At 75.5% G+C, this 22,703-nt stretch carries 21 protein-coding genes; 11 read left to right on the forward strand and 10 right to left on the reverse strand.

Annotated elements, in window-relative coordinates; genetic code table 11:
• Positions 1-428, reverse strand: a 428-nt coding sequence (locus GTQ99_RS02810; protein WP_166614222.1) for a transcriptional repressor, incomplete at its 3' end; no start/stop codon positions are given.
• Between the two features lie 72 nt (positions 429-500).
• Positions 501-1,358: an SDR family oxidoreductase gene (locus tag GTQ99_RS02815; RefSeq protein ID WP_166614223.1), complete on the reverse strand. Its 858-nt coding sequence runs from the start codon at positions 1,356-1,358 to the stop codon at positions 501-503.
• 123 nt (positions 1,359-1,481) lie between these two features.
• On the opposite strand from GTQ99_RS02815, the gene GTQ99_RS02820 reads away from it, so the two are divergent.
• The 4 genes from GTQ99_RS02820 (at position 1,482) to GTQ99_RS02835 (ending at position 5,202) form a co-directional block, all read left to right on the forward strand.
• The gene (locus GTQ99_RS02820) at positions 1,482-3,236 is read left to right on the forward strand and encodes a metallophosphoesterase family protein (protein ID WP_166614224.1); all 1,755 of its coding nucleotides are present in this window, start codon (positions 1,482-1,484) and stop codon (positions 3,234-3,236) included.
• Between the two features lie 55 nt (positions 3,237-3,291).
• Positions 3,292-3,483 (forward strand): hypothetical protein, encoded by a 192-nt coding sequence (locus GTQ99_RS02825; RefSeq protein ID WP_166614225.1) that lies wholly within the window; start codon positions 3,292-3,294, stop codon positions 3,481-3,483.
• 101 nt (positions 3,484-3,584) lie between these two features.
• Positions 3,585-4,205 (forward strand): DUF47 domain-containing protein, encoded by a 621-nt coding sequence (locus tag GTQ99_RS02830; protein WP_166614226.1) that lies wholly within the window; start codon positions 3,585-3,587, stop codon positions 4,203-4,205.
• Positions 4,206-4,209: 4 nt separating this feature from the next.
• Complete coding sequence (locus GTQ99_RS02835) at positions 4,210-5,202, forward strand: inorganic phosphate transporter (protein WP_166614227.1); 993 nt, start codon at positions 4,210-4,212, stop codon at positions 5,200-5,202.
• 87 nt (positions 5,203-5,289) lie between these two features.
• Here GTQ99_RS02835 and pstB read toward each other — a convergent pair whose 3' ends face one another.
• The 8 genes from pstB to GTQ99_RS02875 all read right to left on the reverse strand — a co-directional run bounded on the left by pstB (position 5,290) and on the right by GTQ99_RS02875 (position 14,935).
• Positions 5,290-6,069 carry a phosphate ABC transporter ATP-binding protein PstB gene (pstB, locus tag GTQ99_RS02840; RefSeq protein ID WP_166614228.1) on the reverse strand — a complete coding sequence of 260 codons (780 nt, stop codon included), beginning with the start codon at positions 6,067-6,069 and terminating at the stop codon, positions 5,290-5,292.
• A gap of 53 nt (positions 6,070-6,122) precedes the next feature.
• On the reverse strand, positions 6,123-7,208 hold the full coding sequence (gene pstA / locus GTQ99_RS02845; RefSeq protein WP_166614229.1) for a phosphate ABC transporter permease PstA: 1,086 nt from the start codon (positions 7,206-7,208) through the stop codon (positions 6,123-6,125).
• The gene (gene pstC / locus GTQ99_RS02850) at positions 7,205-8,164 is read right to left on the reverse strand and encodes a phosphate ABC transporter permease subunit PstC (protein WP_166614230.1); all 960 of its coding nucleotides are present in this window, start codon (positions 8,162-8,164) and stop codon (positions 7,205-7,207) included. Before pstC ends, pstA begins: the two co-directional genes overlap by 4 nt.
• Before the next feature lie 124 nt (positions 8,165-8,288).
• Positions 8,289-9,398, reverse strand: a complete 1,110-nt coding sequence (gene pstS / locus GTQ99_RS02855; RefSeq protein ID WP_166614231.1) for a phosphate ABC transporter substrate-binding protein PstS — start codon at positions 9,396-9,398, stop codon at positions 8,289-8,291.
• 336 nt (positions 9,399-9,734) lie between these two features.
• Positions 9,735-10,811 (reverse strand): NUDIX domain-containing protein, encoded by a 1,077-nt coding sequence (locus tag GTQ99_RS02860; RefSeq protein WP_166614232.1) that lies wholly within the window; start codon positions 10,809-10,811, stop codon positions 9,735-9,737.
• The gene (locus GTQ99_RS02865) at positions 10,808-12,973 is read right to left on the reverse strand and encodes an RNA degradosome polyphosphate kinase (protein ID WP_166614233.1); all 2,166 of its coding nucleotides are present in this window, start codon (positions 12,971-12,973) and stop codon (positions 10,808-10,810) included. The genes GTQ99_RS02860 and GTQ99_RS02865 overlap by 4 nt, the downstream gene beginning before the upstream one ends.
• Positions 12,974-13,081: 108 nt before the next feature.
• Complete coding sequence (mshD, locus tag GTQ99_RS02870; protein ID WP_205706670.1) at positions 13,082-14,053, reverse strand: mycothiol synthase; 972 nt, start codon at positions 14,051-14,053, stop codon at positions 13,082-13,084.
• A 15-nt stretch (positions 14,054-14,068) separates the two neighbouring features.
• Positions 14,069-14,935 (reverse strand): winged helix-turn-helix domain-containing protein, encoded by an 867-nt coding sequence (locus GTQ99_RS02875; protein WP_166614234.1) that lies wholly within the window; start codon positions 14,933-14,935, stop codon positions 14,069-14,071.
• A gap of 189 nt (positions 14,936-15,124) precedes the next feature.
• Between GTQ99_RS02875 and GTQ99_RS02880 the strand changes: the two genes are divergently transcribed.
• The 7 genes from GTQ99_RS02880 (at position 15,125) to GTQ99_RS26555 (ending at position 22,700) form a co-directional block, all read left to right on the forward strand.
• Positions 15,125-15,916 (forward strand): hypothetical protein, encoded by a 792-nt coding sequence (locus tag GTQ99_RS02880; RefSeq protein ID WP_166614235.1) that lies wholly within the window; start codon positions 15,125-15,127, stop codon positions 15,914-15,916.
• 197 nt (positions 15,917-16,113) lie between these two features.
• The gene (locus GTQ99_RS02885) at positions 16,114-16,656 is read left to right on the forward strand and encodes a heme-binding beta-barrel domain-containing protein (RefSeq protein ID WP_166614236.1); all 543 of its coding nucleotides are present in this window, start codon (positions 16,114-16,116) and stop codon (positions 16,654-16,656) included.
• 7 nt (positions 16,657-16,663) lie between these two features.
• The gene (locus GTQ99_RS02890) at positions 16,664-17,101 is read left to right on the forward strand and encodes a transcriptional repressor (protein ID WP_166614237.1); all 438 of its coding nucleotides are present in this window, start codon (positions 16,664-16,666) and stop codon (positions 17,099-17,101) included.
• Between the two features lie 85 nt (positions 17,102-17,186).
• On the forward strand, positions 17,187-19,112 hold the full coding sequence (locus tag GTQ99_RS26550; RefSeq protein ID WP_166614238.1) for a glycosyltransferase: 1,926 nt from the start codon (positions 17,187-17,189) through the stop codon (positions 19,110-19,112).
• Between the two features lie 7 nt (positions 19,113-19,119).
• Positions 19,120-20,088 carry a lysylphosphatidylglycerol synthase domain-containing protein gene (locus GTQ99_RS02900; RefSeq protein WP_166614239.1) on the forward strand — a complete coding sequence of 323 codons (969 nt, stop codon included), beginning with the start codon at positions 19,120-19,122 and terminating at the stop codon, positions 20,086-20,088.
• A 132-nt stretch (positions 20,089-20,220) separates the two neighbouring features.
• Entirely contained in the window at positions 20,221-21,762 is a 1,542-nt protein-coding gene (locus GTQ99_RS02905; protein WP_166614240.1) for an ABC transporter substrate-binding protein, read from the forward strand.
• On the forward strand, positions 21,759-22,700 hold the full coding sequence (locus GTQ99_RS26555; protein WP_166614241.1) for an ABC transporter permease subunit: 942 nt from the start codon (positions 21,759-21,761) through the stop codon (positions 22,698-22,700). Before GTQ99_RS02905 ends, GTQ99_RS26555 begins: the two co-directional genes overlap by 4 nt.
• Positions 22,701-22,703 lie beyond the last annotated feature (3 nt).

Genomic DNA, 22,703 nt, shown 5'->3' on the forward strand with positions numbered 1-22,703 from the left:
CCGGTGCGCCGGGCGCGGCACTGCGGGCACCGCCCCCAGAACACCACCTCGGCCTCCTCGACGGCGAAGCCCGCCGTGTCGGAGGGCGCGAGGCAGGGGGCGTGCCCGCTGGTGCAGTCGACGTCGACGGTGCGCCCGCACTCCCGGCACACCAGGTGGTGGTGGTTGTCGCCGACGCGCGCCTCGTAGCGGGCCGGGTGCCCGGCCGGCTCGATGCAGCGGGCCAGCCCGGCGCGGGTCAGGGCGTCCAGGCAGTCGTAGACCGCCTGCGTCGACACCGTCGGCAGCGCGGTGCGGGCGCGGTCGGCGACCTGGGCGACGGGCAGGTGCTCGCCGGCCGCCCGGGCCGCGTCGAGGACGTCGAGGACCACGGTGCGCGGCCGGGTCGCCCGCAGGCCCCGGGCGCGCAGGCGGTCGGCGGTGGTCACGGCGTCGAGCCAACCAGCCCAGTCTGGAACGAGTCAAGAGAGGTCGGCCTTACCCGTGGCGGGCGGGTGACCTCAGGGGCGGCGCCAGGCCTCCTCGGTGAGGTGCGAGCCCGCCATCGGGCCCATCTGCAGCATCCCGCCGTCCACGGCGTACGAGGCGCCCGTGACGTAGGAGGCCTGCGGCGAGCAGAGGAAGCCGACGACCGCGGCGATCTCGCGGGCATCGCCCGGACGGCCCAGCGGCACCCCCGGCCGGTGCTCGGTGTGCGGGTCGGTGTCCTCCTGCCCCGTCATCGGCGTGGCGATCTCGCCCGGCGCGACCGCGTTGACGGTGATGCCGTGCTCGGCCAGCTCGATGGCCGCCGTGCGCGTCAGCAGGCCCAGGCCCCCCTTGGCCGCGCAGTACGGGGCCGCCCCGACGCGCGGCTGGTGCTCGTGGACGCTGGTGATGTTGACGATGCGCCCGCCCCGGCCGGCGGCCACCATGCGCCGGGCCGCGCGCTGCAGGCAGAGGAAGGCGCCGTCCAGGTCCACCGACAGCACCTCGCGCCAGTCCTCGAAGCCGAGCTCCAGCAGCGGCGTCGACGTGCCGGTGCCCGCGTCGTTGACGAGGACCTCCACGCCGCCGAGCGCGTCGGCGAGGTCGTCGACGACGTCCGCCGCGCCCGGCAGGTCGCGCAGGTCCAGGTGGCGCAGCTCCGCGCGCCGGCCCAGCGCGCGCACCTCCTCGGCGGTCGCCCGCCCGGCCGCCTCGTCGCGGAACCAGGTGACGCCGACGTCGTGGCCGCGCCGGGCCAGCTCGACGGCGCTGGCCCGCCCGATGCCCGACTCCGAACCCGTGACGATCGCGGGTCCGGGCCGGCCGCTCGGCTCGGCGGCGCGCAGGTCGCGGAAACCGGTGTCCCCCGCAGGGGTCTCGTTCGTGCTCATGGCTGCCCCCTACCCGGGCGGCGGGCGGTGGACACCCCCGGACGGCTCCGGACCGGCCCCGGACGCGCCCGGACGGGTCGGCGCGGTCGTCGGCAGGGCGCCCGCTGCGCGAGGATCGAGCCGATGTCCCCGAGGATCCCCCGCCCCCGGCCGCTCCGGGCGCCGCAGCGCCGGCGAGCCGGCGCCGTCGAGCTGGTCCGGCGCCTGGGCGCCCGCCGCGGCCCCCGGCTGCTGGTGCGCGCCGCCCGCACGGTGCTGCCCCCGGTCGGCGTCCTGCTCGTGGCCGCGGTCGGCGCGGCCCTCGGCTTCGCCCTCGCCCCCGGCTCCAGCACCTACGTCGGCCCGCTGCAGACCGAGGTGCGGGTGCGCCCCAGCCTCACCCCGGGCGTGGAGGTCGACCTGCCCCCGGTCGGCAAGGTCTCCTTCGACACCCACCGCGCGCCCCTGGCCGTCACGGCGAACATCGTCTCCGTCGACCTCGACGCCGCCGGCCGGCTCGTCGGCTCCCCGCAGCAGCTGCTGGCCCTGGAGCTCACCGCCGCCGACACCGTGCGGGCGGCGACCGTGCGCGCCGCCGCCTACAGCCTGGGCTGCGGGCTGGGCGGGGCGCTGCTGGCCGCCGTCGTCGTCTACCGCGCCCGGCGCCGGGTCCTGCAGACCGGCGCCGCCGTCCTCGTCGTCGTGCTGGCCACCGGGGCCGGGACGTGGGCGAGCTTCGACCCCGCCGCGCTGCGCCAGCCCCGCTTCACCGGCCTGCTCTCGCGCGCGCCCTACCTCGTCTCCAGCACCCAGGACGCCCTGGAGCGCCTGGAGTCCTACCGCAGCGGCCTGTCCGACATCGTCCGCAGCGTCAGCACCCTGTACGCCTCGGCGGCCAACCTGCCCGTGCTCGGCGACCAGCAGGGCGGCCCCGGCGGCCTCGGCGAGGACGTCACCACCGTCCTGCACGTCTCCGACCTGCACCTGAACCCGCTCGGCTTCGACCTCACCGAGGACCTCGTGCGCCAGTTCGGCGTGCGGGCCGTCCTGGACACCGGCGACACCACCACGTGGGGCACGGCGGCCGAGTCGACCTTCCTGGGCCGCATCGGCTCGCTCGGCGTGCCCTACGTGTGGGTGCGCGGCAACCACGACTCGGCCCAGACGCAGGCGCAGGTCGCGGCGCAGCCGGGGGCCGTCGTCCTCGACGGCGGCGCCACCGCCGAGGTCGCCGGGCTCGTGCTGGCCGGCCAGGGCGACCCCGTCTTCAGCGCCGACGGGGAGGGCTCGCCCGCCGAGGGGGCCGCCGAGCAGGTGCAGGAGGAGGCCAACGAGGTCCTCGCCGCCGGCATCGAGCGCTGGGACGGGGCCCACCCGGACGACCCCGTCGACGTGGCCCTCGTCCACGACCCCAGCGGGCTGCGGCCGCTGCTCGGGCAGGTCCCCCTCGTGCTGGCCGGTCACCTGCACAAGCGCTCGGTGACGCTGGACGCCTCCGGCACCCGCGTCATGGTCGAGGGCACCACCGGGGGAGCGGGCATCACCTCCGCCGGCCTCAACCGCCTCGCCGACGGCGCGCCGCTGCCGCTGTCGGCCACGCTGCTGCACTTCGACGCCACGGGCGAGGACGCCGGCAGGCTGCTGGCCTACGACGAGGTGACCGTCGGCGGGCTCGGGCTCGCCGAGGTCAGCCTGCAGCGGACCGTGCTCGGCGACGACGACCGGCCTCCGCTGGCCGTGCCCGGCCCCACCGCCGGCGCCACCGCGGGCGCCACCGGCAGCCCGACCGCCAGCCCCCCGGGCACGTCCCCGGAGACCGCCCCGGGCACCGTCCCGGGCACCGCCCCGAGCCCGCCGGCCGACCCGTCCGCGGGCGCCGCCGCTGGGCCGGTGCGGTGATCACCTGCCCCGTCGGCCCCCCGCGGGGCGCCGCGCGGCGTACCGTGGAGCCACCATGACGCACACGCTCGAGCCGGAACCCCCCACCGGCCTCCCCGCTGCCGCGCCGCTCGCCGACGACGCCCTCGCCGAGGAGATCGAGCTGTACGCCGACGTCGTCGTCGCAGCCTCGGAGAGCGACGGACCCCTGCCGGAGGGTGAGCTGGACCGCGTCCTGGGCGTCGACGAGGTGCGCGCCCGAGCCTGAGCCGGCCGGGTGCTTTCGTGCTCGGGCCGCGACCTCGCCTAGAGTCGCCGATCGGACCGGACCCCCGGCCCGGACGGACCGAGCCTCCGCGGAGCATGCACGTGCGTTTCCGACTGACCCCCCGTGACGACTCCTTCTTCGAGCTGTTCGCCCGCACCGGGAAGATCCTCGTCGAGGCCACCACCGTGCTCACGGAGGTGATCGGCAGCGACCACGCCCGCCGCGAGGTCCTCGCCCAGCGCATGGAGGAGATCGAGCACCGCGGGGACGAGGCCGCCCACGACGTCATGCGGCGGGTCAACTCCTCGTTCGTCACGCCGTTCGACCGCGAGGACATCTACCAGCTCACCTCGCGCCTGGACGACTGCCTGGACCTCATGCAGGCCGCCGTCGACCTCATGGTGCTCTACCGGGTCGGTCAGCTGCCCGACGCCGTCGGCGACCTCGTCGCCGTCCTGGCCCGCCAGGCCGAGCTGACCGCCGACGCCATGCCCCGGCTGCGCTCGCTGGCCGACCTCACCGACTACTGGGTCGAGATCAACCGGCTGGAGAACCAGGCGGACCAGTTCCACCGGCAGCTGCTGGCCAAGCTCTTCGACGGCTCCTACGACGCCATCGAGATCATGAAGCAGAAGGAGATCATCGAGACGCTCGAGGAGGCGGCGGACGCCTTCGAGCACGTCGCCCACACGGTGGAGACCATCGCGGTCAAGGAGTCCTGAGCCGGTGGAGCTGGCCCTCGTCCTCCTCGTCGTCGTCGTCGCGCTCGGCTTCGACTTCACCAACGGCTTCCACGACGCCGCCAACTCGATCGCGACGTCGGTCTCCACGCGCGCCCTCACCCCGCGCATCGCGCTCGGGATGGCCGCGGTCTTCAACCTCATCGGCGCCTTCCTCGGCACCGGGGTCGCCGAGACCATCGGCTCCGGCATCGTCGACGTCGGCCTCGGCCTGCACGGCATGTCCGTCGTCCTGGCCGCCCTGCTCGGCGCCATCGCCTGGAACCTCGTCACCTGGCGCCTGGGGCTGCCCTCCTCCAGCTCGCACGCCCTCATCGGCGCCCTGGCCGGCGCCGGCATCGCCTCCTCCACCACCGTCCACTGGAGCGTCGTCCTCGACAAGGTCGTCGTGCCGATGGTGGTCTCCCCGCTGGCCGGCTTCGCGGCCGGCTACCTGCTGATGGTCGCCGTCCTGTGGGCCGCGCGCCGCGCCGCGCCCGGCCCGACCCACCGCCGCTTCCGGGCCGCGCAGACGGTCTCGGCCGCGGCCATGGCCCTCGGCCACGGCCTGCAGGACGCGCAGAAGACGATGGGCGTCATCGTGCTCGCGCTCGTGGCCGGCGGCTTCCACGAGGGCAGCGACATCCCGGTGTGGGTGAAGGTGTCCGCGGCGCTCGCGATCAGCCTGGGCACCTACGCCGGCGGCTGGCGCATCATGCGGACGCTGGGCCGGCGGATCATCCACCTGGACCCGGCCCGCGGCTTCGCGGCCGAGTCCGTCTCGGCGGTGATCCTCTATGTCGCGGCGCTCGCCTTCCACGCGCCCGTCTCCACGACCCACACCATCTCCTCGGCGATCATGGGCGTGGGCGCGACCAAGCGCTTCTCGGCCGTGCGCTGGGGCGTGGCCCGCTCGATGGTCGCCGCCTGGGTGCTGACCCTGCCCGCCGCGGGCCTGTCCGCCGCCGGGTGCTACGCGCTCATCCACCTCGTCTTCTGAGGTCCCGCCCCCGAGGTCCCGCCCTCCGGTGCGCCCGCCCGCCGCGGGGCCTCGTGCTGCCCGGGCCCCGCGGCGGGCGGGGCGGGATCAGCCGAAGCGGCCCGAGATGTAGTCCTCGGTGGACTTCTGTGAGGGGTTGCTGAAGATCGTCGAGGTGTCGTCGATCTCCACCAGGTGACCCGGCCTGCCGACGCCGGCGAGGTTGAAGAAGCCGGTGCGGTCCGAGACGCGGGCCGCCTGCTGCATGTTGTGGGTCACGATGACGATCGTGTACTCGCTCTTCAGCTCGCCGATGAGGTCCTCGATGGCCAGCGTGGAGATCGGGTCCAGGGCCGAGCAGGGCTCGTCCATGAGCAGCACCGAGGGGCGGATGGCGATCGCGCGGGCGATGCACAGGCGCTGCTGCTGGCCGCCGGACAGGCCCAGACCGGGCTTGCCGAGGCGGTCCTTGACCTCGGTCCACAGGTTCGCCCCGCGCAGCGAGCTCTCGACGAGGTCGTCGAGGTCGCTCTTGCTCATGCGCTTGGCGTTCAGGCGCACGCCGGCGGCGACGTTGTCGTAGATCGACATCGTCGGGAACGGGTTCGGGCGCTGGAAGACCATGCCGATGTGCTGGCGCACCGAGACGGGGTCGACGTCCTTGTCGTAGAGGTCCTGGCCGTCCATGACGACCTTGCCCTCCACGCGGGCGCCGGGGATGACCTCGTGCATGCGGTTCAGCGAGCGCAGGAAGGTCGACTTGCCGCAGCCGGAGGGACCGATGAGCGCGGTCACGGCGCGCGGCTCGATGGTCATCGTCACGGACTCCACGGCGAGGAAGTCGCCGTAGTAGATGTTCAGGTCGCTCACGTCGATGAGCTTGGCCACGTCGGGCTCCTCGGTCAGGGGTGTGCGGGTCGCGGTCGCGGGGGCGGCGGGCCTCAGCGGCCGACCTTCGGTGCGAAGAGGCGGGAGATCAGCCGGGCGACGAGGTTGAGCGCCATCACCAGGATGATGAGCACGAGCGCCGCCGTCCAGGCGCGCTCGACACCGGCCTCGGCCGGGACGCCGGGCTGCGTGTACTGGTAGTACGCGTAGACCGGCAGGGTGGCCATGCGCCCGTCGAAGGGGTTGAAGTTCGTCCCCGTCGTGATGCCGAGCGTGACCAGCAGCGGAGCGGTCTCGCCGGCGACGCGGGCGATGGCCAGCGTGATGCCGGTGGCGATGCCCGACACGCTCGTGCGCAGGACGACCTTGGTGATCGTGCGCCACTTCGGCACGCCCAGGGCGTAGGCGGCCTCGCGCAGGTCGTTGGGGACCAGCTTGAGCATCTCCTCGGTCGAGCGCACGACCGTGGGGATCATGAGGACCGCCAGGGCCAGGGAGCCCATGATGCCGAGCTTGGTGCCCGGCCCGACCACGATGACGAACAGCGCCGCGACGAAGAGGCCGGCGACGATCGACGGGATGCCCGTCATGACGTCCACGAGGAAGGTGATGGCCTTGGCCAGCCGCGAGCCCGCCCCGTACTCCACGAGGTAGACGGCGGCCAGCAGGCCGACCGGCACGGAGATCAGCGCCGCGATGAGGGTGACGATGATCGTGCCCCAGATGGCGTGCAGCGCGCCGCCGCCCTCGCCGACGACCCCGCGCATCGACCAGGTGAAGAAGGTCGTGTCGAAGCGCGCCAGGCCGTTGCCGACGACGGTCCACACGACGGAGACCAGCGGGATCATCGCCAGGCCGAAGGCGATCGTGACGAGCGCGGTGACGATGCGGTCCTTGGCGCGGCGGCTGCCCTCGCGCACGGCGGAGAGCACGCCGATGAGCACCAGGTGCGCGATCGCAGTGATCGCCACGACGCCGCCCAGGGAGCGGCCGCCGGGGGCGGTGACGAGCAGGGCGACCACGAGCGCCGCCGCGAGGGACGCCCACGGCGTCCACCGCGGCAGCCGCGCCTGGCGCATCGGCTGCTCGATCTCCGCGACGGCCTCGGGGGACGGGCTGGGCCCGGTGGTGGTGGTCATGCCTTGGCTCCGGAACGCTGGACGACCCACCGGGCCGCGAAGTTGACCAGGAACGTGATGACGAACAGCGCGAGGCCGCTGGCGATGAGGACGTTGACGTCGATGCCGGAGGCCTCGGGGAAGTTCAGCGCGATGTTCGCCGCGATCGTCGACGGGTTCGTCGAGCTGACGAGGTTGAACGTCACGACGTTGGAGACCGACAGCACCAGGGCCACGGCCATCGTCTCGCCGAGCGCGCGGCCCAGGCCGAGCATCGCGGCGCTGACGACGCCGGAGCGCCCGTACGGGATGACCGAGTACTTGACCATCTCCCAACGGGTGGCGCCCAGGGCCAGGGCGGCCTCCTCGTGCAGGCGCGGGGTCTGCAGGAAGACGTCGCGGCTCAGGGCGGTGATGATCGGCAGGATCATCACCGCGAGGACCAGGCCCGCGGTGAGGATCGTGCGCCCCGTCGTGGAGGCCGGCCCCGCGAAGAGCGGGATGAAGCCGAGCTGCTCGGCCAGCCAGCCGTAGACGGGGATCATCCAGCGCGAGAGCACCGTGATGCCCCAGATGCCGTAGACGATGCTCGGCACGGCGGCCAGCAGGTCCACGAGGTAGCCCAGGCCCTGCGCGAGCCGGCGCGGGGCGTAGTGCGAGATGAACAGCGCGATGCCGACCGCGATGGGCGTCGCGACCAGCAGGGCGATGACCGCGGCCAGCACCGTGCCGAACAGCAGCGGCCAGACGTAGGCGACGAGCCCGCGCTCGCCCTCGATCTCGGCGGGGTCGGCGGTGAAAGCGGGCACCGCCTCGCCGACGAGGAAGGCGGCCACGGCGGCGAGCACCAGGAGGATGAGCACCCCGGAGCCTGTCGCGGTGCCGCGGAACACCGTGTCGCCGGCGCGCTTGGTGCCGGTCTCGATGACCGCCCGGTCGCCACCGGGGTCGGGCCTGGTGGTCTGGGTGCTGCTCACCCGGGGTCCCTCCGAAGTCGTGCGGACCGGCGGCCGTGCGGCCGGCGGTGGTGGTGCGGTGCTGCGGGGGTGGAGCACGACGGCGGTGGGACCGGGTCGCCCCGTTCCCACCGCCGTCGGTGGATCACTTGATCAGTTCGAGGGAGGTGGTGATCTCCCCGCGCAGCTTCTCGGAGATGGGGGCGGAGCCGGCCTCGTCGGCGGCGGCCTGCTGGCCCTCCTCGCTGGTGATGTAGGTCATGTACGCCTTGACCATCTCGCCCTCGGCGGCGTCCTCGTAGGAGGAGCAGACCACCGCGTAGGAGACGAGCACGACCGGGTAGGCGCCGGCGGCGGTGGTCGCGCGGTCCAGCTTGATGGCGATGTCGCCCTCGGGGCGGCCCTCGACCTCGGGGGAGGCGTCGACGACGGCCGCGGCGGCCTCGGCGGTCGGGCCGACGAACGCGTCGCCGACCTTGACCTGCGCCTTGCCGAGCTCGTCGGTGACCTGGCTCTCGTCGGCGTAGCCGATGGTGCCCTCGCCGCCCTGGATGGCCTGGATGACGCCGGAGGTGCCCTGGGCCGCCTCGCCGCCCTGCACCGGCCACGCCTGCGCGGGCTCGGCGGTCCACACGCTCGGGGCCGCGGTGTGCAGGTAGTCGGTGAAGTTCTGCGTGGTGCCCGAGTCGTCCGAGCGGTGCACCGGGGTGATGGCGGTGGCGGGGAGGGTGACGCCCGCGTTGTCCGCGGCGATGGCCGGGTCGTTCCAGGTGGTGATCTGGCCCAGGAAGATCTTGGCGATCGTGTCGGGGGAGAGCTTGAGGTCCGCGACGCCCGGCAGGTTGTAGGCGATGGCGATGGGGGAGACGTAGACCGGCAGGTCGATCGCGTTGCCGCCGTTGCAGCGCTCCTGCGCCGTCGTCAGCTCCTCGTCCTTCAGGTAGGCGTCGGAGCCCGCGAAGGGCACGCCGCCGGAGAGGAACTGCTCGCGGCCGCCGCCGGAGCCGACCGGGTCGTAGTTCACGGTGACGTCGGGGTTGGTCGACTGGAAGCCGGCCGCCCACGTCTGCTGGGCGACGGTCTGGGTGCTCGCGCCGGCGCCGCTCAGGTCGCCGCTCAGCGACGACTCGGAGGCGGACTCGCTGCTGCCGGAGCCGCTGGTGGTCGCCTGCTCGTTCGACCCGCTGCACGCGGCGAGGCCGAAGGAGAGGGCCAGGGCGGCGGGGAGGGCTGCACGACGGAGGGTGCGGTTCACGGATTGAGCTCGCTTTCGATCGACGGGCGGGCGCGCGGAAGCGCCAGCGCGGGGTCCGACGTGGTCGCACGGTAGGCAGCCGAGGTGACGTGAGTGCCCGGCGGAGGTGAACGGGGCGTTAACCGGGCCGGTCGCTCGGGTGCCGAGTCGGCGGACGGGTGACGACCAGCAGGTGAACGGGTCACCAGGTGCACGGAGGGTGACCGCGCACTGCTGCGGACGGGGACCCGAGGCGGCCGACGGCCCCGACGGCGGTGACGCGGTGTCACCGGGTCGGGCGCACCCGCGTGGGTGCCGGGGCGTTTCGACCCCGCGCGCGGGGGGTGCGCGGGCCGGTCAGCGGGCGTGGCGCTCGGCGGCGACGACCCGGGCGGCGCTGCCGCGGCCGCTGAGGTGGGCCACGACGAGCTCGCCCTTGGTGAGGCGGCCGGTGAGCGCGCGGCGCACCTCCGCGGTGCCCGCGTGCGCCGCCACGACCGCCTGCAGCGTCGGCAGCACCGGGCCGTGGGAGCAGACGACGACGCCGCTGCCCTCGGCCAGCAGCCCGGCGACCACGTCCGCGGCGGCGTGCGGGTCCCGGGCGTGGCCCGCCTCGGTGAGCGGGTCCTCGACGACGACGGGCGCGGCGGCCAGCTCGGCCGCCGGCAGCACCGTCTGCACGCAGCGCGCCCACGGGGAGGTGACGAGCGAGTGCACGTCGAAGCAGCTCAGCAGCGGGGCCAGGGCGCGCGACTGGGCGTGCCCGCGCTCCAGCAGCGGGCGCACGGCCTCCTCGCCGGCCCAGTCGGTGCGCTTGACGGCGCGGGCGTGGCGCAGCACGACCAGCGGCCACGTCGGCGCCGGCAGCACGTCCCCGGGCACCGCCGCCGTCAGCAGGTCCGCGTCGTCGGGGTGGGTCAGCAGCTCGCGGGCGCGCTGCGGGGAGACCCAGGCGGTCTCGTCGATCTCCTCGGGCCCGGCCGGCTCCACGTCCAGCGCCGGGTCGAGCACCGGGTCCAGCGCCGGGTCCACCGCCGCGTCCAGCCGCCCGGCGCGCCCCGCGGGCACCGGGCGCGCCAGCCAGTAGCGCACCCGCTTGCGGCGGCCGCCGGAGACCTCGTAGCGCTGCTCCGGCAGCGGGACGCCGAGGTGCACGCGCACCCCGGTCTCCTCGGCGGTCTCGCGCACGGCCGCGACGGCCGGGTGCTCGTCCTCCTCGAGCTTGCCCTTCGGCCACGACCAGTCCGGCGCGCGGGTCGCGCTGCGCGGCCGGTGCACCAGGAGCACCTCGACCGGGCCGCCCGCGGCACCGCCGCCCGCCGCCCGGCCGCCGGCGGGCCGCACGACGACGCAGCCGGCCGCCTCCACGTCCACCGGCCCGCGGGCGCCCGGCGCGGGCGGTGCGCCGGCCGCGGCAGCGCTCGGCGGCCTCACCGACGACGGCGGGTGCTCGGGCGGCGCCCCGGGCGGGTGGCGATGATGTGCTCCTGCATGTCGGTCAGCGGCCGGCCGTCGGCGTCGAGGTGGTGGCGCGTCCAGGTGCCGTCCGCCCCCAGGTGCCAGGAGCTCGTGCTGTCGGCCATGCAGTCGTCCAGCAGCTGCGAGATCTCCCGCACGTGGCGCGGGTCGGTCAGCCGCACGACGGCCTCGACGCGGCGGTCCAGGTTGCGGTGCATCATGTCCGCGCTGCCGATCATGGCGACCGGGTCGCCGCCGGAGGCGAACCAGAACACCCGGCTGTGCTCCAGGAAGCGGCCCAGGATGCTGCGCACGCGGATGTTCTCGCTCAGGCCCGGCACACCGGGCTTGAGGGCGCAGATCCCGCGCACCACGACGTCGACCGGCACGCCGGCCTGCGAGGCCCGGTACAGCGCGTCGATGACCACCTCGTCGACGATGGAGTTGACCTTGATCCGCACGCCGGAGGGCTGGCCCTGCCGGTGGTTGTCGATCTCGCGGTCGATGCGGTCCACCAGCCCGGTGCGCAGCGAGCGCGGCGCCACCAGCAGCCGCTTGTACGCCGTCTTCGGCGCGTAGCCGGAGAGCTGGTTGAACAGGCGGGTCAGGTCCTCGCCGACCTGCTGGTCGTCGGTGAGCAGGCCCAGGTCCTCGTACAGGCGCGCGGTCTTGGGGTTGTAGTTGCCGGTGCCGACGTGGCAGTAGCGGCGCAGGCCGCCGGCCTCCTGGCGCACCACGAGGCTGAGCTTGGCGTGCGTCTTGAGCCCGACGAGGCCGTAGACGACGTGCACGCCTGCCTGCTCCAGCTTGCGCGCCCAGGTGATGTTGGCCTGCTCGTCGAAGCGCGCCTTGATCTCCACCAGGGCCAGCACCTGCTTGCCGGCCTCGGCGGCGTCGATGAGCGCGTCCACGATGGGGGAGTCGCCCGAGGTCCGGTACAGCGTCTGCTTGATCGCCAGGACCTTGGGGTCGGCGGCCGCCTGCGACAGGAAGGCCTGCACGCTCGTGGAGAACGAGTCGTAGGGGTGGTGCAGCAGCACGTCGCGGTTGCGGATGGCCGCGAACACGTCCGACGGCTTGGCCGTCTCGGCGCCGTCGGTGAGGTCGCGGTGGGTGCGCGCGACGAACTTGGGGTACTTCAGCTCCGGGCGGTCCAGGTCGGCGATGTCGCCGACGCCGCGCAGGTCCAGCGGCTCGGGCAGCTCGTAGACCTCCTGCTCGGTGACGCCGAGCTCGCGCACCAGCAGCTCGCGCACCTGCGGGTCGATGTCGGAGGCGACCTCCAGGCGCACGGCCGGGCCGAAGCGGCGGCGCAGCAGCTCCTTCTCCAGCGCCTGCAGCAGGTTCTCCGCGTCGTCCTCCTCGACCTCGAGGTCCTCGTTGCGGGTGACGCGGAAGGTGTGGTGCTGCACGACCTCCATGCCCGGGAAGAGCTGGTCGAGGTGGACGGCGATGACGTCCTCCAGCGGCACGAAGCGCGCCCGGCGCGAGTCCAGGCCGTCGGCCCCCTCCACCGCCACGAAGCGCGGCAGCAGCGGCGGCACCTTCACCCGCGCGAAGTGCTCCTTGTCGGTCGTCGGGTTGCGCACGACGACGGCCAGGTTCAGCGACAGCCCGGAGATGTAGGGGAACGGGTGCGCGGGGTCGACGGCCAGCGGCGTGAGCACCGGGAAGACCTGGTCGCGGAAGAAGCCGTGCAGGCGCAGCTGCTCGTCGGCGTCCAGCTCGTCCCAGTGCACGACCGTGATGCCGGCCTCGGCCAGCGCCGGGCGCACCCCGTCCAGGAAGGCCACCGCGTGGCGCTGGGTGAGCTCGTGGGCGCGGGCGCTGATCGCGTCGAGCACCTCCCGCGGCTCCAGGCCGCTGGCGGCGGTGACCGCGAGGCCGGTGGCGATGCGGCGCTTGAGGCCGGCCACGCGGACCATGAAGAACTCGTCGAGGTTGTTGGCGAAGATCGACAGGAACCGCGCCCGCTCCAGCAGGTGGGTGTCGGGGTCCTCGGCCATCTGCAGCACGCGCTCGTTGAAGGCCAGCCAGGAGACCTCGCGGTCGGCGAAGCGGTCCTCGGGCAGCTCCAGCGGCTCCTCGGCGGGGGTCACGGCGGGCAGGGGGGCGCTGGCTCGCGTCGTGGCCGTCATGCCGGTGATTCTGCCACCGCCGCCTCCACCGCGCTGACCTGCGCAGACGGAGGTGCCGGGACGGCGACGGGAGGGTGAACGGCGGCCGAACGGCTCACCGGGAGGCGTTCAGCGGGAGGCGTACTGCACGTCGACGGCGGCGCGGGTGAACCCCAGCCGCTCGTACAGCCGCAGGGCGGGTGCGTTGTCGCCGTCCACGTACAGCTCGACGCCCGGCGGCACGTCCGCGCGGGCGGCCACGGCCCGCAGGCCGCGCACCAGCAGCGCCCGGCCCAGGCCGCGCCCGGCGTGCGCCGGGGCCGTGCCGAGCACGTACAGCTCCGCGGCGGCGGGTTCGACCTTCATCCAGCAGAAGCCCACCAGGGCGCCGCCCGGCGCGCGCGCCAGCAGCATCACCGAGGGGTCGAACCACGGCTCGGCCAGCCGCAGCCGCAGGTCCTGCACGCTCCAGCGGCCCTGCTCGGGGTGGCCGGCGAAGGCGGCGGCGTTGAGCGCCGTCCACGCCTCGTCGTCCGCGCCGGGGCGGAAGGCGTCGACCACGACCCCCGGCGGCAGGGCGGGGACCTCCAGCTCGGCCAGCCCCGCGGTGGGCCGCTCCATGCGCAGCAGCTCGCGCTCGCGGCGCCAGCCGGCCGAGGCCGCCAGCGCCCGGGCGCCGGGGGTGTCGCCGTGCGACCACAGCAGCACCCGCGAGGCGGGGGCGGCCTCGCCGACCGCCTCCAGCAGCGCGCGCCCGTGCCCGCGGCGGCGGGCGGCGGGGTCGACGAGCAGCTCGCCCTCGACGTCGGCCGTCCCCGTGCCCGCCGCCGCGGGCGCCCGGCCGACCAGCTGGGCGTAGCCGACGAGGGTGCCGGCGCCGTCGCGGCGCAGCAGGTGGGTGACCGTGCCGTCGTCGGAGCGCAGGCGCAGCGTCGCGTCCTCCGACAGCGCCGTCGCCGCGTCGACCGCGGAGGCGGCCTCCGCCAGCCGCAGCACGCGCTCGCGCACGTCCTCGGCCAGGGCCGTCAGCGAGGTCGTCGCGGGTGTCGTCGCGGGTGTCGTCGCGGGTGTCGTCGCGGGGGTGCTCGTCGGGGTGTCCACGGGTTCCGCGCCTCCTCAGCGCCGGGGGGCGGGGCTGCGGACCGGGCGCGGGCCGGTCGGCGGTGCGCCCGTGCCGCCCGTGCCGCCCGTGCCGCCCGTGCCGCCCGTGCCGTCGTCGTCGCCGCGCCCGCCCTCGTCGGCGGCGTCCTGCCCGCCCAGTGCCGCGTCGAGGTCGAGGCCGTCCCCCGGCCCGGGCTCGCGGCCGCTGGAGACGAAGCGGTAGCCGACGTTGCGCACCGTGCCGATGGCGTTCTCGTGCTCGGCGCCGAGCTTGGCGCGCAGCCGCCGCACGTGGACGTCGACGGTGCGGGTGCCGCCGAAGTAGTCGTAGCCCCAGACCTCCTGCAGCAGCTGCGCGCGCGTGAAGACGCGCCCGGGGTGCTGGGCCAGGTGCTTGAGCAGCTCGAACTCCTTGTACGTCAGGTCGAGCTGGCGGCCGCGCACGCGCGCGGAGTAGGCGGCCTCGTCGATGACGACGTCACCGGCGCGGATCTCGGTGGGCGCCGCGCCGTCGCCCTCCTCGGCCGGGCGGCGCAGCCGGCCCGCGGCCAGCCGCAGCCGGGCGTCCAGCTCGGCCGGCCCGCAGGTGTCCAGCAGCACGTCGTCGGCGCCCCAGTCGGCGGCCACGGCGGCCATCCCGCCCTCGGTGAGCACCAGCAGCAGCGGCTGGGACAGCCCCGTGGTGCGCAGCAGCCGGCACAGCGAGCGGGCGGCGGCGAGCTCGCGCCGGCCGTCGACGAGCACGGCGTCGGAGGTGGGCTCGTCGACGAGGACGGAGGCCTCGGCCGGCAGGACCCGGACGCTGTGGGGGAGCAGGCCGAGCGCGGGCAGGACCTCCGTGGAAGGGGTCAGCGCGTTCGTCAGCACGAGGATCTGGGCCACCGGGCGTCCCGCCCTCCGTTCGCTCGTGCCGCGGGCCGCGGGGCGCGCCCGCCGGCTCGGCGGTCGCGGCGCGTGCGGCCCACGAGGTCTGCAGGATAACGGTGCGCAGCCTACGCGTGTCGGCGAAGCGACGAGGCCACGGCGACCGCACCCGCGCCGCGCGGGAGCGGCGGTGGGAGGATCGCGCCCGTGAGCTCCTCCGCGACGGTGACGGCGACCTGCGCGCTGGCGGCCCTGCTGGCGCTGGCCTCGTTCGCGCCGGCCGCGGTGCTGGCGCTGGCGGTCGTCCTCGTCGGCGCGCTCGTGGCGGCCGGCTGGCCGGAGCTGCTGGACCTGCCCGCCCGGCGCAGCACCACCGCGCTGCTGGCCGCCGTCGCGGTGGCCGCCGCCGCGGCCGCCGTGCTCGGGGTGCGCACCGGGCGGCTGGCGGGCACGCAGTCCACGGGCGTGCTGGACGCGCTGCCGGCGGTGGCGGCGCTGTCGGTGCTGGCCGCCTTCGTCCACCAGCTGCTGCGCACCGACGGCCGCCCGCGGCTGGTGGAGTCGGTGACCGGCGCCGCCACCGGCCAGGCCGTCGTCGTGCTGGCCGCGGCCTGGCTGGCCGTGCCCTCCACCTACGCCGGCCCGCCGCTGGCGCCCGTCGTGCTGGCGGCCGTCGCCGCCGCCAGCGCGGTCTGCGCCACGAGCTGGCCGCTGCGGGTGGCCGGACCGGTCGGCCTGGTCGCCGGTGCGGCCGCCGGCTGGTTCGCGGGCACGCTCGTCGTGCTGCTGGGCGGGGCCGGGGTGCTCTCGCAGGCGCGCTGGGGGCTGGCCGGGCTCGTGGCCGGGCTCGGCGCCGGGCTGCTCGTGGCCGCCTGGCGCGCCCAGGTGGCGCGGCTGCCCGCGGTGCACGCCCTGCCCGCCGCGCTGGCCGTCGCGGCCGCGCCGGTCGCCCTGGCCGGCGGCGGGGCCTACCTCGTGGGGCGCCTGGTCCTGCTCTGAGGGCGTGCCGCGGCACCCCGGCGGCGCGGCGTGAGCCGCCCCACGTCCCCCGCCGGCGGCCGGGGCGCGCGGGTAGGCTCGGGCCCGTGCACGCCCTCGAAGTCTTCTTCCTCGTCCTGCTCATCGCGGCGAGCATCGTGATCGCGTGGTTCGCCTGCTTCGTGGTGTACCGCCTCTACAAGGGACAGCGCTGACCCGTGGCACTGCCGCTGCGCACCGACACCCCGCTGCCCCTCGTCCCGCTGTCCTGGCTGCTCGGCCGCTGGGAGGGCGCCGGCGTGCTCGGCCACCCCGCGCGCGGGGACGCCGACACCCGCTTCGGGCAGGTCGTGGAGTTCGGCCACGACGGCCGCGACTTCCTCAGCTACACCTCGACGACGTGGGTGCTCGACGAGGAGGGCCGCACCCGCGAGCCCCTCGACGTCGAGACCGGCTTCTGGCGCCCGCAGCCCGTCGACCTGCGGACCCCGGCCCCGGCCGACGGGCCGCGGCCGGTGCAGCTGGAGGTCCTGCTGGCCCACCCGACCGGTGTCGTGGAGGTGCTCGTGGGCACCGCCCGCGGCCCGCGCATCGACCTGTCCACCGACGTGGTGGCCCGCACCACCACCGCGCACGAGTACACCGCCGCCACGCGCATGTACGGCACGGTCGAGGGCGACCTGCTGTGGGCGCTGGACGTCACCCTCGAGGGGCACCCGATGCGCAGCTACGCCTCGGCCCGGCTGAAGCGGGTCCCCTGAGGGCGCGGTGACCGACACCGAGCTGGGCCGGGCGCTGCACGCCCGCGGCCTGCGGCTGACGCCGCAGCGCCGCCGGGTGCTGGAGGCCGTGCGCGCGCTCGGGCACGCCAGCGCCGAGCAGGTCGCGGAACACCTGGGCCACCGGGGGGGTTCAGCGGCTGTGGACCCCTCGACCGTCTACCGCGCCCTCGCGGTGCTGGAGGACGTCGGCCTCGTGGGGCGCACCCAGCTGGACCGGCGCGTGCCCTCGTTCCACGCCGTGGAGCACGGCGGGCACCTGCACCTGGTGTGCGACGCCTGCGGCGAGGTCTCCGAGGCCCCGTCGGCGACGGCCTCCGCGATGGCCGCCGACGTCCTGACCCGCACCGGCTTCGCCGTCGACGTGCAGCACCTGGCCCTGCGCGGCCGGTGCGCGCGCTGCCGGCCAGGAGGAGGAGAGCCGTGAACAGCCCCGTGAGCACCCCGCCCAGCACCCCGGCCGCAGGGTCGTCGTCGTCGGGCCCGCGCACCCGGCCAAGGGCGGGACCGCGGTGCACACCACCGAGCTGGCCCGGCACCTGGCCGCCGGGCCGGGTGCGCAGGTCAAGCTCGTCTCCTGGGAGCGGCAGTACCCCGCGGCGCTGTACCCGGGCGAGCTGCAGGTCCCGCACGGGGTCCCCGAGGTCCCCGAGTTCACCCCGACCCTGCGGCCGCTGAGCTGGAGCTCCCCGGCCTCCTGGTGGCGCGCCGGCCGGCGGGTCGCCGCGGCCGACCTCGTCGTCCTCACCCACGTCGTGCCGCTGCAGGTGCCCGCGCTGCTGGGCGTGCTGGCCGGGATGCGCTCGGCGCGCTCGCGCGCGCGCACCGTCGTGGTGGCCCACAACGTCCTGCCGCACGAGGCGCGCCCCGGTGACGCGCTGCTGGTGGGCCGGCTGCTGTCCGCCGTGGACGGCGTGCTCGTGCACTCCGAGGAGCAGGCGCAGCTGGCCCACGCCCACGGCGCGCGCCGCGTCGAGGTCGCCGACCTGCCCCCGCACCTGCCCGGCGGGCCCCGGGTGCCGGCGCCCGCCGGCTCGCGGGTGCCGCGCGACGGCGGGGTGCGCCTGCTCAGCCTCGGCGTGGTCCGCGACTACAAGGGCGTCGACCTGCTGCTGCAGGCGCTCGGCGAGGTCCACCAGCGCGGGGTCGACGCGCGGCTGACCATCGCCGGGGAGCTGTGGGGCGAGGCCGGCCGGCGGGTGCGCGAGCTCGCGCAGGCCCCCGGGATGCGCGGGCACGTGCAGCTGCGCGAGGGCTACGTGCCGGCCGCGCAGCTGCCGGAGCTGCTCGCCGCGCACGACGCGCTCGTCCTGCCGTACCGCTCGGCGACGGCCTCGCAGAACGCGCTGCTGGCCTTCGCCCACGGCCTGCCCGTGCTCGCCACCCGCGTCGGCTCCTTCCCCGCGCAGGTGCGCGACGGCGTCGACGGCGTCCTCGTCGAGCCCGGCAGCGTGCCCGCGCTCGCCGAGGGGGTGCTGCGCCTGAGCGGCGGCCGGCTGCAGGAGCTGCGCGCCGGCGTGCAGGCGCCGGACCTCCAGGAGCCCTGGGACCGCTACCTGGCCGCGCTGGAGGCCGCCGCCGAGGGCGGGACGGCCGCCGCCCCGCCCGGCGGTGCGCTGCTGGCGCTCGCCAAGCGCGGCGCCGAGCACGCCCTGTGGACGCGCGTGGGCGTGCAGCGCCGCGTCGGCGAGCAGCTGGGCGCCCGGCGCCTGGGCGCGGCCCCGGCCCGGCGCCCGGTGCCCAGCGGCGTGCCCCGCACGGGTGTCCTGCAGGACGCCGCGGAGGTCGCCGACGCGCTGGCGCAGACCAGGCGCCTGCGCCTGCCGGCCCACCCGGACGCCCCGAAGAACTGGGACGCGCTCGGGGCCGTGGCGGCCGTGCTCACCCTCGCCGACGACGGCTCGCGCACCGCGCGGGTCCTGGACGCCGGCAGCGCCCGCTACTCGCCGGTGCTGCCGTGGCTGCGCCTGTACGGCCTGGGGGGCGAGAAGGGCTCCCTGGTCGGGATCAACCTGGAGTTCGGCGCGACCGTCACCCGCGACGGCGTGGAGTTCCGCCACGGCGACGTCACCGCCACGGGCCTGCCCGGGGGCTGCCTGGACGCCGTGACGTGCATGTCGGTCATCGAGCACGGCGTGCCGGTGCCGGCCTTCCTCGCCGAGACGGCGCGCGTGCTGCGCCCGGGCGGGGTGCTGGCGCTGTCCACCGACTACGACGCCGAGCCGCCGGACACCACGGGCGTCACCGCCTACGGCGCCCCGGTGCGGATCTTCTCCCCGGCCGACCTGCGCGCCCTGGTCGCCACCGCCGCCGGCCTCGGCCTGGACCTCGTGGGCGAGCTCACCGACGAGGTGCTCGCCCACCCCGAGCGCCCCGTGCACTGGGCGCGCACGGGGCTGGACTACACGTTCGTGCTGCTGACCTTCGTGCGGCGCTGACCCGGCGGTGACCCGGCTGCCGGCCCTGCTGCGCTCGCCCGTGGTGCGGGTGGGCTTCCTGCTCCTCGCGCTCGCGCTCGCGGTGGCCTACGTCGTGCGCGACCGGGTCGCGATCGCCGACGCCGCCGCGCGCCTGGACGCGGGGGCGCTGCTGCTGGCCGCCGCGCTGTCGGTGGCCAACGTCGCGCTCTCGGGGGCCAGCTGGCGGGCGGTGCTGGCCGACCTGGGCTCGCCGCTGCCGTGGCGGGCGGCCGCGCGGGTCTTCTTCGTCGGCCAGCTCGGGCGCTACGTGCCCGGCACGGTCTTCCAGTTCCTCGCGCAGGCCGAGCTGGCCCGCGACCACGGGGTGCCGCGCCGGCGGACCGGCTCGGCGCTGGTGGTGGCGCTGCTGGTGTCGATGACGACGGCCTCGCTGCTGGTGGCGGCCGTGCTGCCGTTCGCGCTGCACGGGCGGTGGGTCCAGGGCTGGGAGTGGACGGGCTGGCTGCGCTGGCTGACGGTGCCGCTGCTCGTGGTGCTCGTGCCCGCCGTCGTCAACCCGCTGCTGGCGCTGCTGCTGCGGCTGGCCCGCCAGGAGCCGCTGGAGCACGCGGTGAGCTGGCGCGGGGTGCTCGCCTCGGCCGCGTGGGCGCTGGCCTCGTGGGCGGCCGTCGGCCTGCAGGTGCTCGTGCTGGCGCGCGCGGTCGGGCTGGACCGCCCGGCCGGGCCGGCGCTGGCCCTGGCGCTGGGCGGGTACGCGCTCGCCTGGCTGGTGGGCTTCCTCGTGGTCCTGGCGCCCGCGGGAGCGGGGGCGCGCGAGCTGGTGCTCGGGGCGGTGCTGGCGCTGGCCACCGGCAGCGGGGGAGCGGCCGTCGTCGTCCTCGCCTCCCGGGTGCTGCTGACGCTCGCGGACCTGCTGCTGGCCGGTGCCGCGCTGCTCGGGGCGCGCTCGGCGCTGGCGCGGGTGCGCGCGCAGCAGGCCGCCCGCGAGGGCTGACCCGCGCCCGCGCCGGGTGTCGATCTGATCACGAACCCCGCCCGCGGGCGGTCCCGATTGGTGTTCGCGCACGGTTCTCGGCAGGGTGTGTCGGCGTCCGAGGAACGTCGACGACGCCCGCAGGAGGCCGCCGTGCGCCGCAGAACCGTCCTGACCTCGCTCGCCGCCTCGTCGATCGCGGTGGCCGGCTGCAGCACCGGGGAGGGCGTCGACACCGGCGGCGCCGGCGAGACGGGTGGTGGCGGCGGCGGGGACGCCGCGGCGTTCGTCGCCGCGATCAGCGCCCAGCCCGACCAGCTGGACCCGCACAAGACGACCGCCTACGCCAGCTTCCAGGTGCTGGAGAACGTCTACGACACCCTCGTCGTGCCCAGCGCCGACGACCTGTCGATGCAGCCGTCGCTGGCGACAGGGTGGACGACCAGCGACGACCAGCTCACCTGGACCTTCACGTTGCGCGAGGGCGTCGTCTTCCACGACGGGTCCCCGTTCACCGCCGAGGACGTCGTCTTCTCCTACCGGCGCATCATCGACCAGCAGCTGGCCAACTCCGCCCGCTTCGCCAGCGTCGCCGACGTCGTCGCGCAGGACCCGACCCGCGTCGTCCTCACGCTCAGCGCCCCCACGCCCAACCTGCTCTCCAACATCGGCGGGTTCAAGGGCATGGCGATCCTGCCGAGGTCGGTGGACGAGGCGTCGCTGACGACGAAGGCCGTCGGCACCGGGCCGTTCCGGCTGGAGAGCTCGGGGGCCGGCGAGATCGCGCTGACCCGCTTCGAGGACCACTGGGGCCAGGCGCCCTCGATCGACGGGGTCACCTTCCAGTTCATCACCGAGCCCGCCGCGGCCCTCACCGCGCTCACCGGCGACCAGGTGCAGTGGACCGACAACGTCCCCGCCCAGCAGGTCGCCTCGCTGGCCGGCGACGACGCCGTCGAGCTCGGCCAGGTCGCCAGCGTCGACTACTGGTACCTGGCGATGAACTGCGCCAAGGCGCCCTTCGACTCCCGCGACGTCCGCCGCGCCGTCGCGTTCGCGCTCGACCGCGAGGCGATCACCGAGGCCGCGCGCTTCGACACCGCCCGGGTGAACCAGACGGCGATCCCCGAGGGCAGCGAGTGGCACCACGACTACGCGCCCTTCACCACCGACGTCGACCAGGCGAAGTCCCTGCTCGCCGGCGCCGGGGTGGGCGGGCCGCTGACGATGGGCCTCATGGTGACCTCGGAGTACCCCGAGACCGTCACCGCCGCCCAGGTGATCGCCAGCCAGCTGGAACCGCTGGGCATCACCGTGGACATCCAGACCGAGGACTTCGCCACCTGGCTGGACCGCCAGGGCCGCGGCGACTTCGACGCGTTCATGCTGGGCTGGCTGGGCAACATCGACCCGGCGGACTTCTACAACGAGCAGCACCGCACCGACGGGCCGAACAACTACCAGAAGTACTCCAACCCCGTCACCGACGACCTGCTCGACCGCGCCGGGGTGGAGGGGGACCGGGCGACCCGCAAGTCGCTGTACGACCAGGCCGCGCAGCAGATCGTCGACGACGTGTCCTACCTGTACCTGTACAACCCGGACGCGATCCAGGCGTGGAAGCCGGGCATCACCGGCTACGAGACCCGTGCCGACAAGGCGGTGGACTTCGAGACGGTCACCCTGCCGTCGTGACCGCCCTCGCCGTGCGGCGCACCCTGCAGGCCGTCGTGGTCCTGCTGGGGGTGAGCGTCGTGACGTTCGCGCTGGTGCACCTGGTCCCCGGCGACCCGGTGCGCCTGGCGCTGGGCACCCGCTTCGACCAGGCGACCTACGACGCGCTGCGCGAGCGCGCCGGGCTGGACCAGCCGCTGGTGGTGCAGTACCTGCAGTGGATCGGCCGCGCGGTGACCGGCGACCTCGGCGTCAGCTTCCGCTCCGGGGACCCGGTCACCGCGCTCATCCTGGAGCGGCTGCCGGCGACGCTGTCGCTGGCGCTCGCCTCGATCCTCGTCGCGCTGCTCATCGCGGTGCCGCTGGGCACCGCCTCGGCGCTGCGGCCGCGCTCGTTCGTCGACGGCGCCGCCACGGTGCTCAGCCAGATCGGCATCTCGGTGCCGGAGTTCTGGATGGGCATCATGCTCATCCTGCTGTTCGCCGGGACCCTGGGCTGGTTCCCCTCCAGCGGGTACGTGCCCTTCACCGAGGACCCGGCGCTGTGGCTGCGCTCGCTGGTGCTGCCGGCCGTGACGACGGGGCTGGTCTCCGGCAGCGTGCTGACCCGCTTCACCCGCTCCAGCGTCCTGGAGGCCCTGGGCGCCGAGCACGTGCGCACCGCGCGCGCCAAGGGCCTGCCGCCGCGGGCGGTGCTGGACTGGCACGTGCTGCGCAACGCGCTGCTGCCGCTGGTCACCGTCACCGGCGTCCAGCTGGCCTACCTGCTCTCGGGGGTCGTCGTCGTGGAGATCGTCTTCGCCTGGCCGGGGCTGGGCCAGCTCGCGCTGCAGGCGGTGGAGGCGCGCGACTACCCCGTCCTGCAGGGCGCGGTGCTGCTGTTCGCGTTCGTGTTCCTGCTGCTGAACCTGGTGGTGGACCTGCTGTACTCCAGGCTCGACCCGAGGATCAGCGCGTGAGCG

The organism is Kineococcus vitellinus (assembly GCF_009906315.1).
GTDB lineage: Bacteria > Actinomycetota > Actinomycetes > Actinomycetales > Kineococcaceae > Kineococcus > Kineococcus vitellinus.

Bases quoted from the DNA above. Each gene is read 5' to 3' on its own strand.
- GTQ99_RS02820 (WP_166614224.1), top strand. From the start codon at position 1,482: ATGTCCCCGAGGATCCCCCGCCCCCGGCCGCTCCGGGCGCCGCAGCGC.
- pstA (WP_166614229.1), bottom strand. From the start codon at position 7,208: ATGACCACCACCACCGGGCCCAGCCCGTCCCCCGAGGCCGTCGCGGAG.
- GTQ99_RS02865 (WP_166614233.1), bottom strand. From the start codon at position 12,973: ATGACGGCCACGACGCGAGCCAGCGCCCCCCTGCCCGCCGTGACCCCC.
- GTQ99_RS02825 (WP_166614225.1), top strand. From the start codon at position 3,292: ATGACGCACACGCTCGAGCCGGAACCCCCCACCGGCCTCCCCGCTGCC.
- GTQ99_RS02815 (WP_166614223.1), bottom strand. From the start codon at position 1,358: ATGAGCACGAACGAGACCCCTGCGGGGGACACCGGTTTCCGCGACCTG.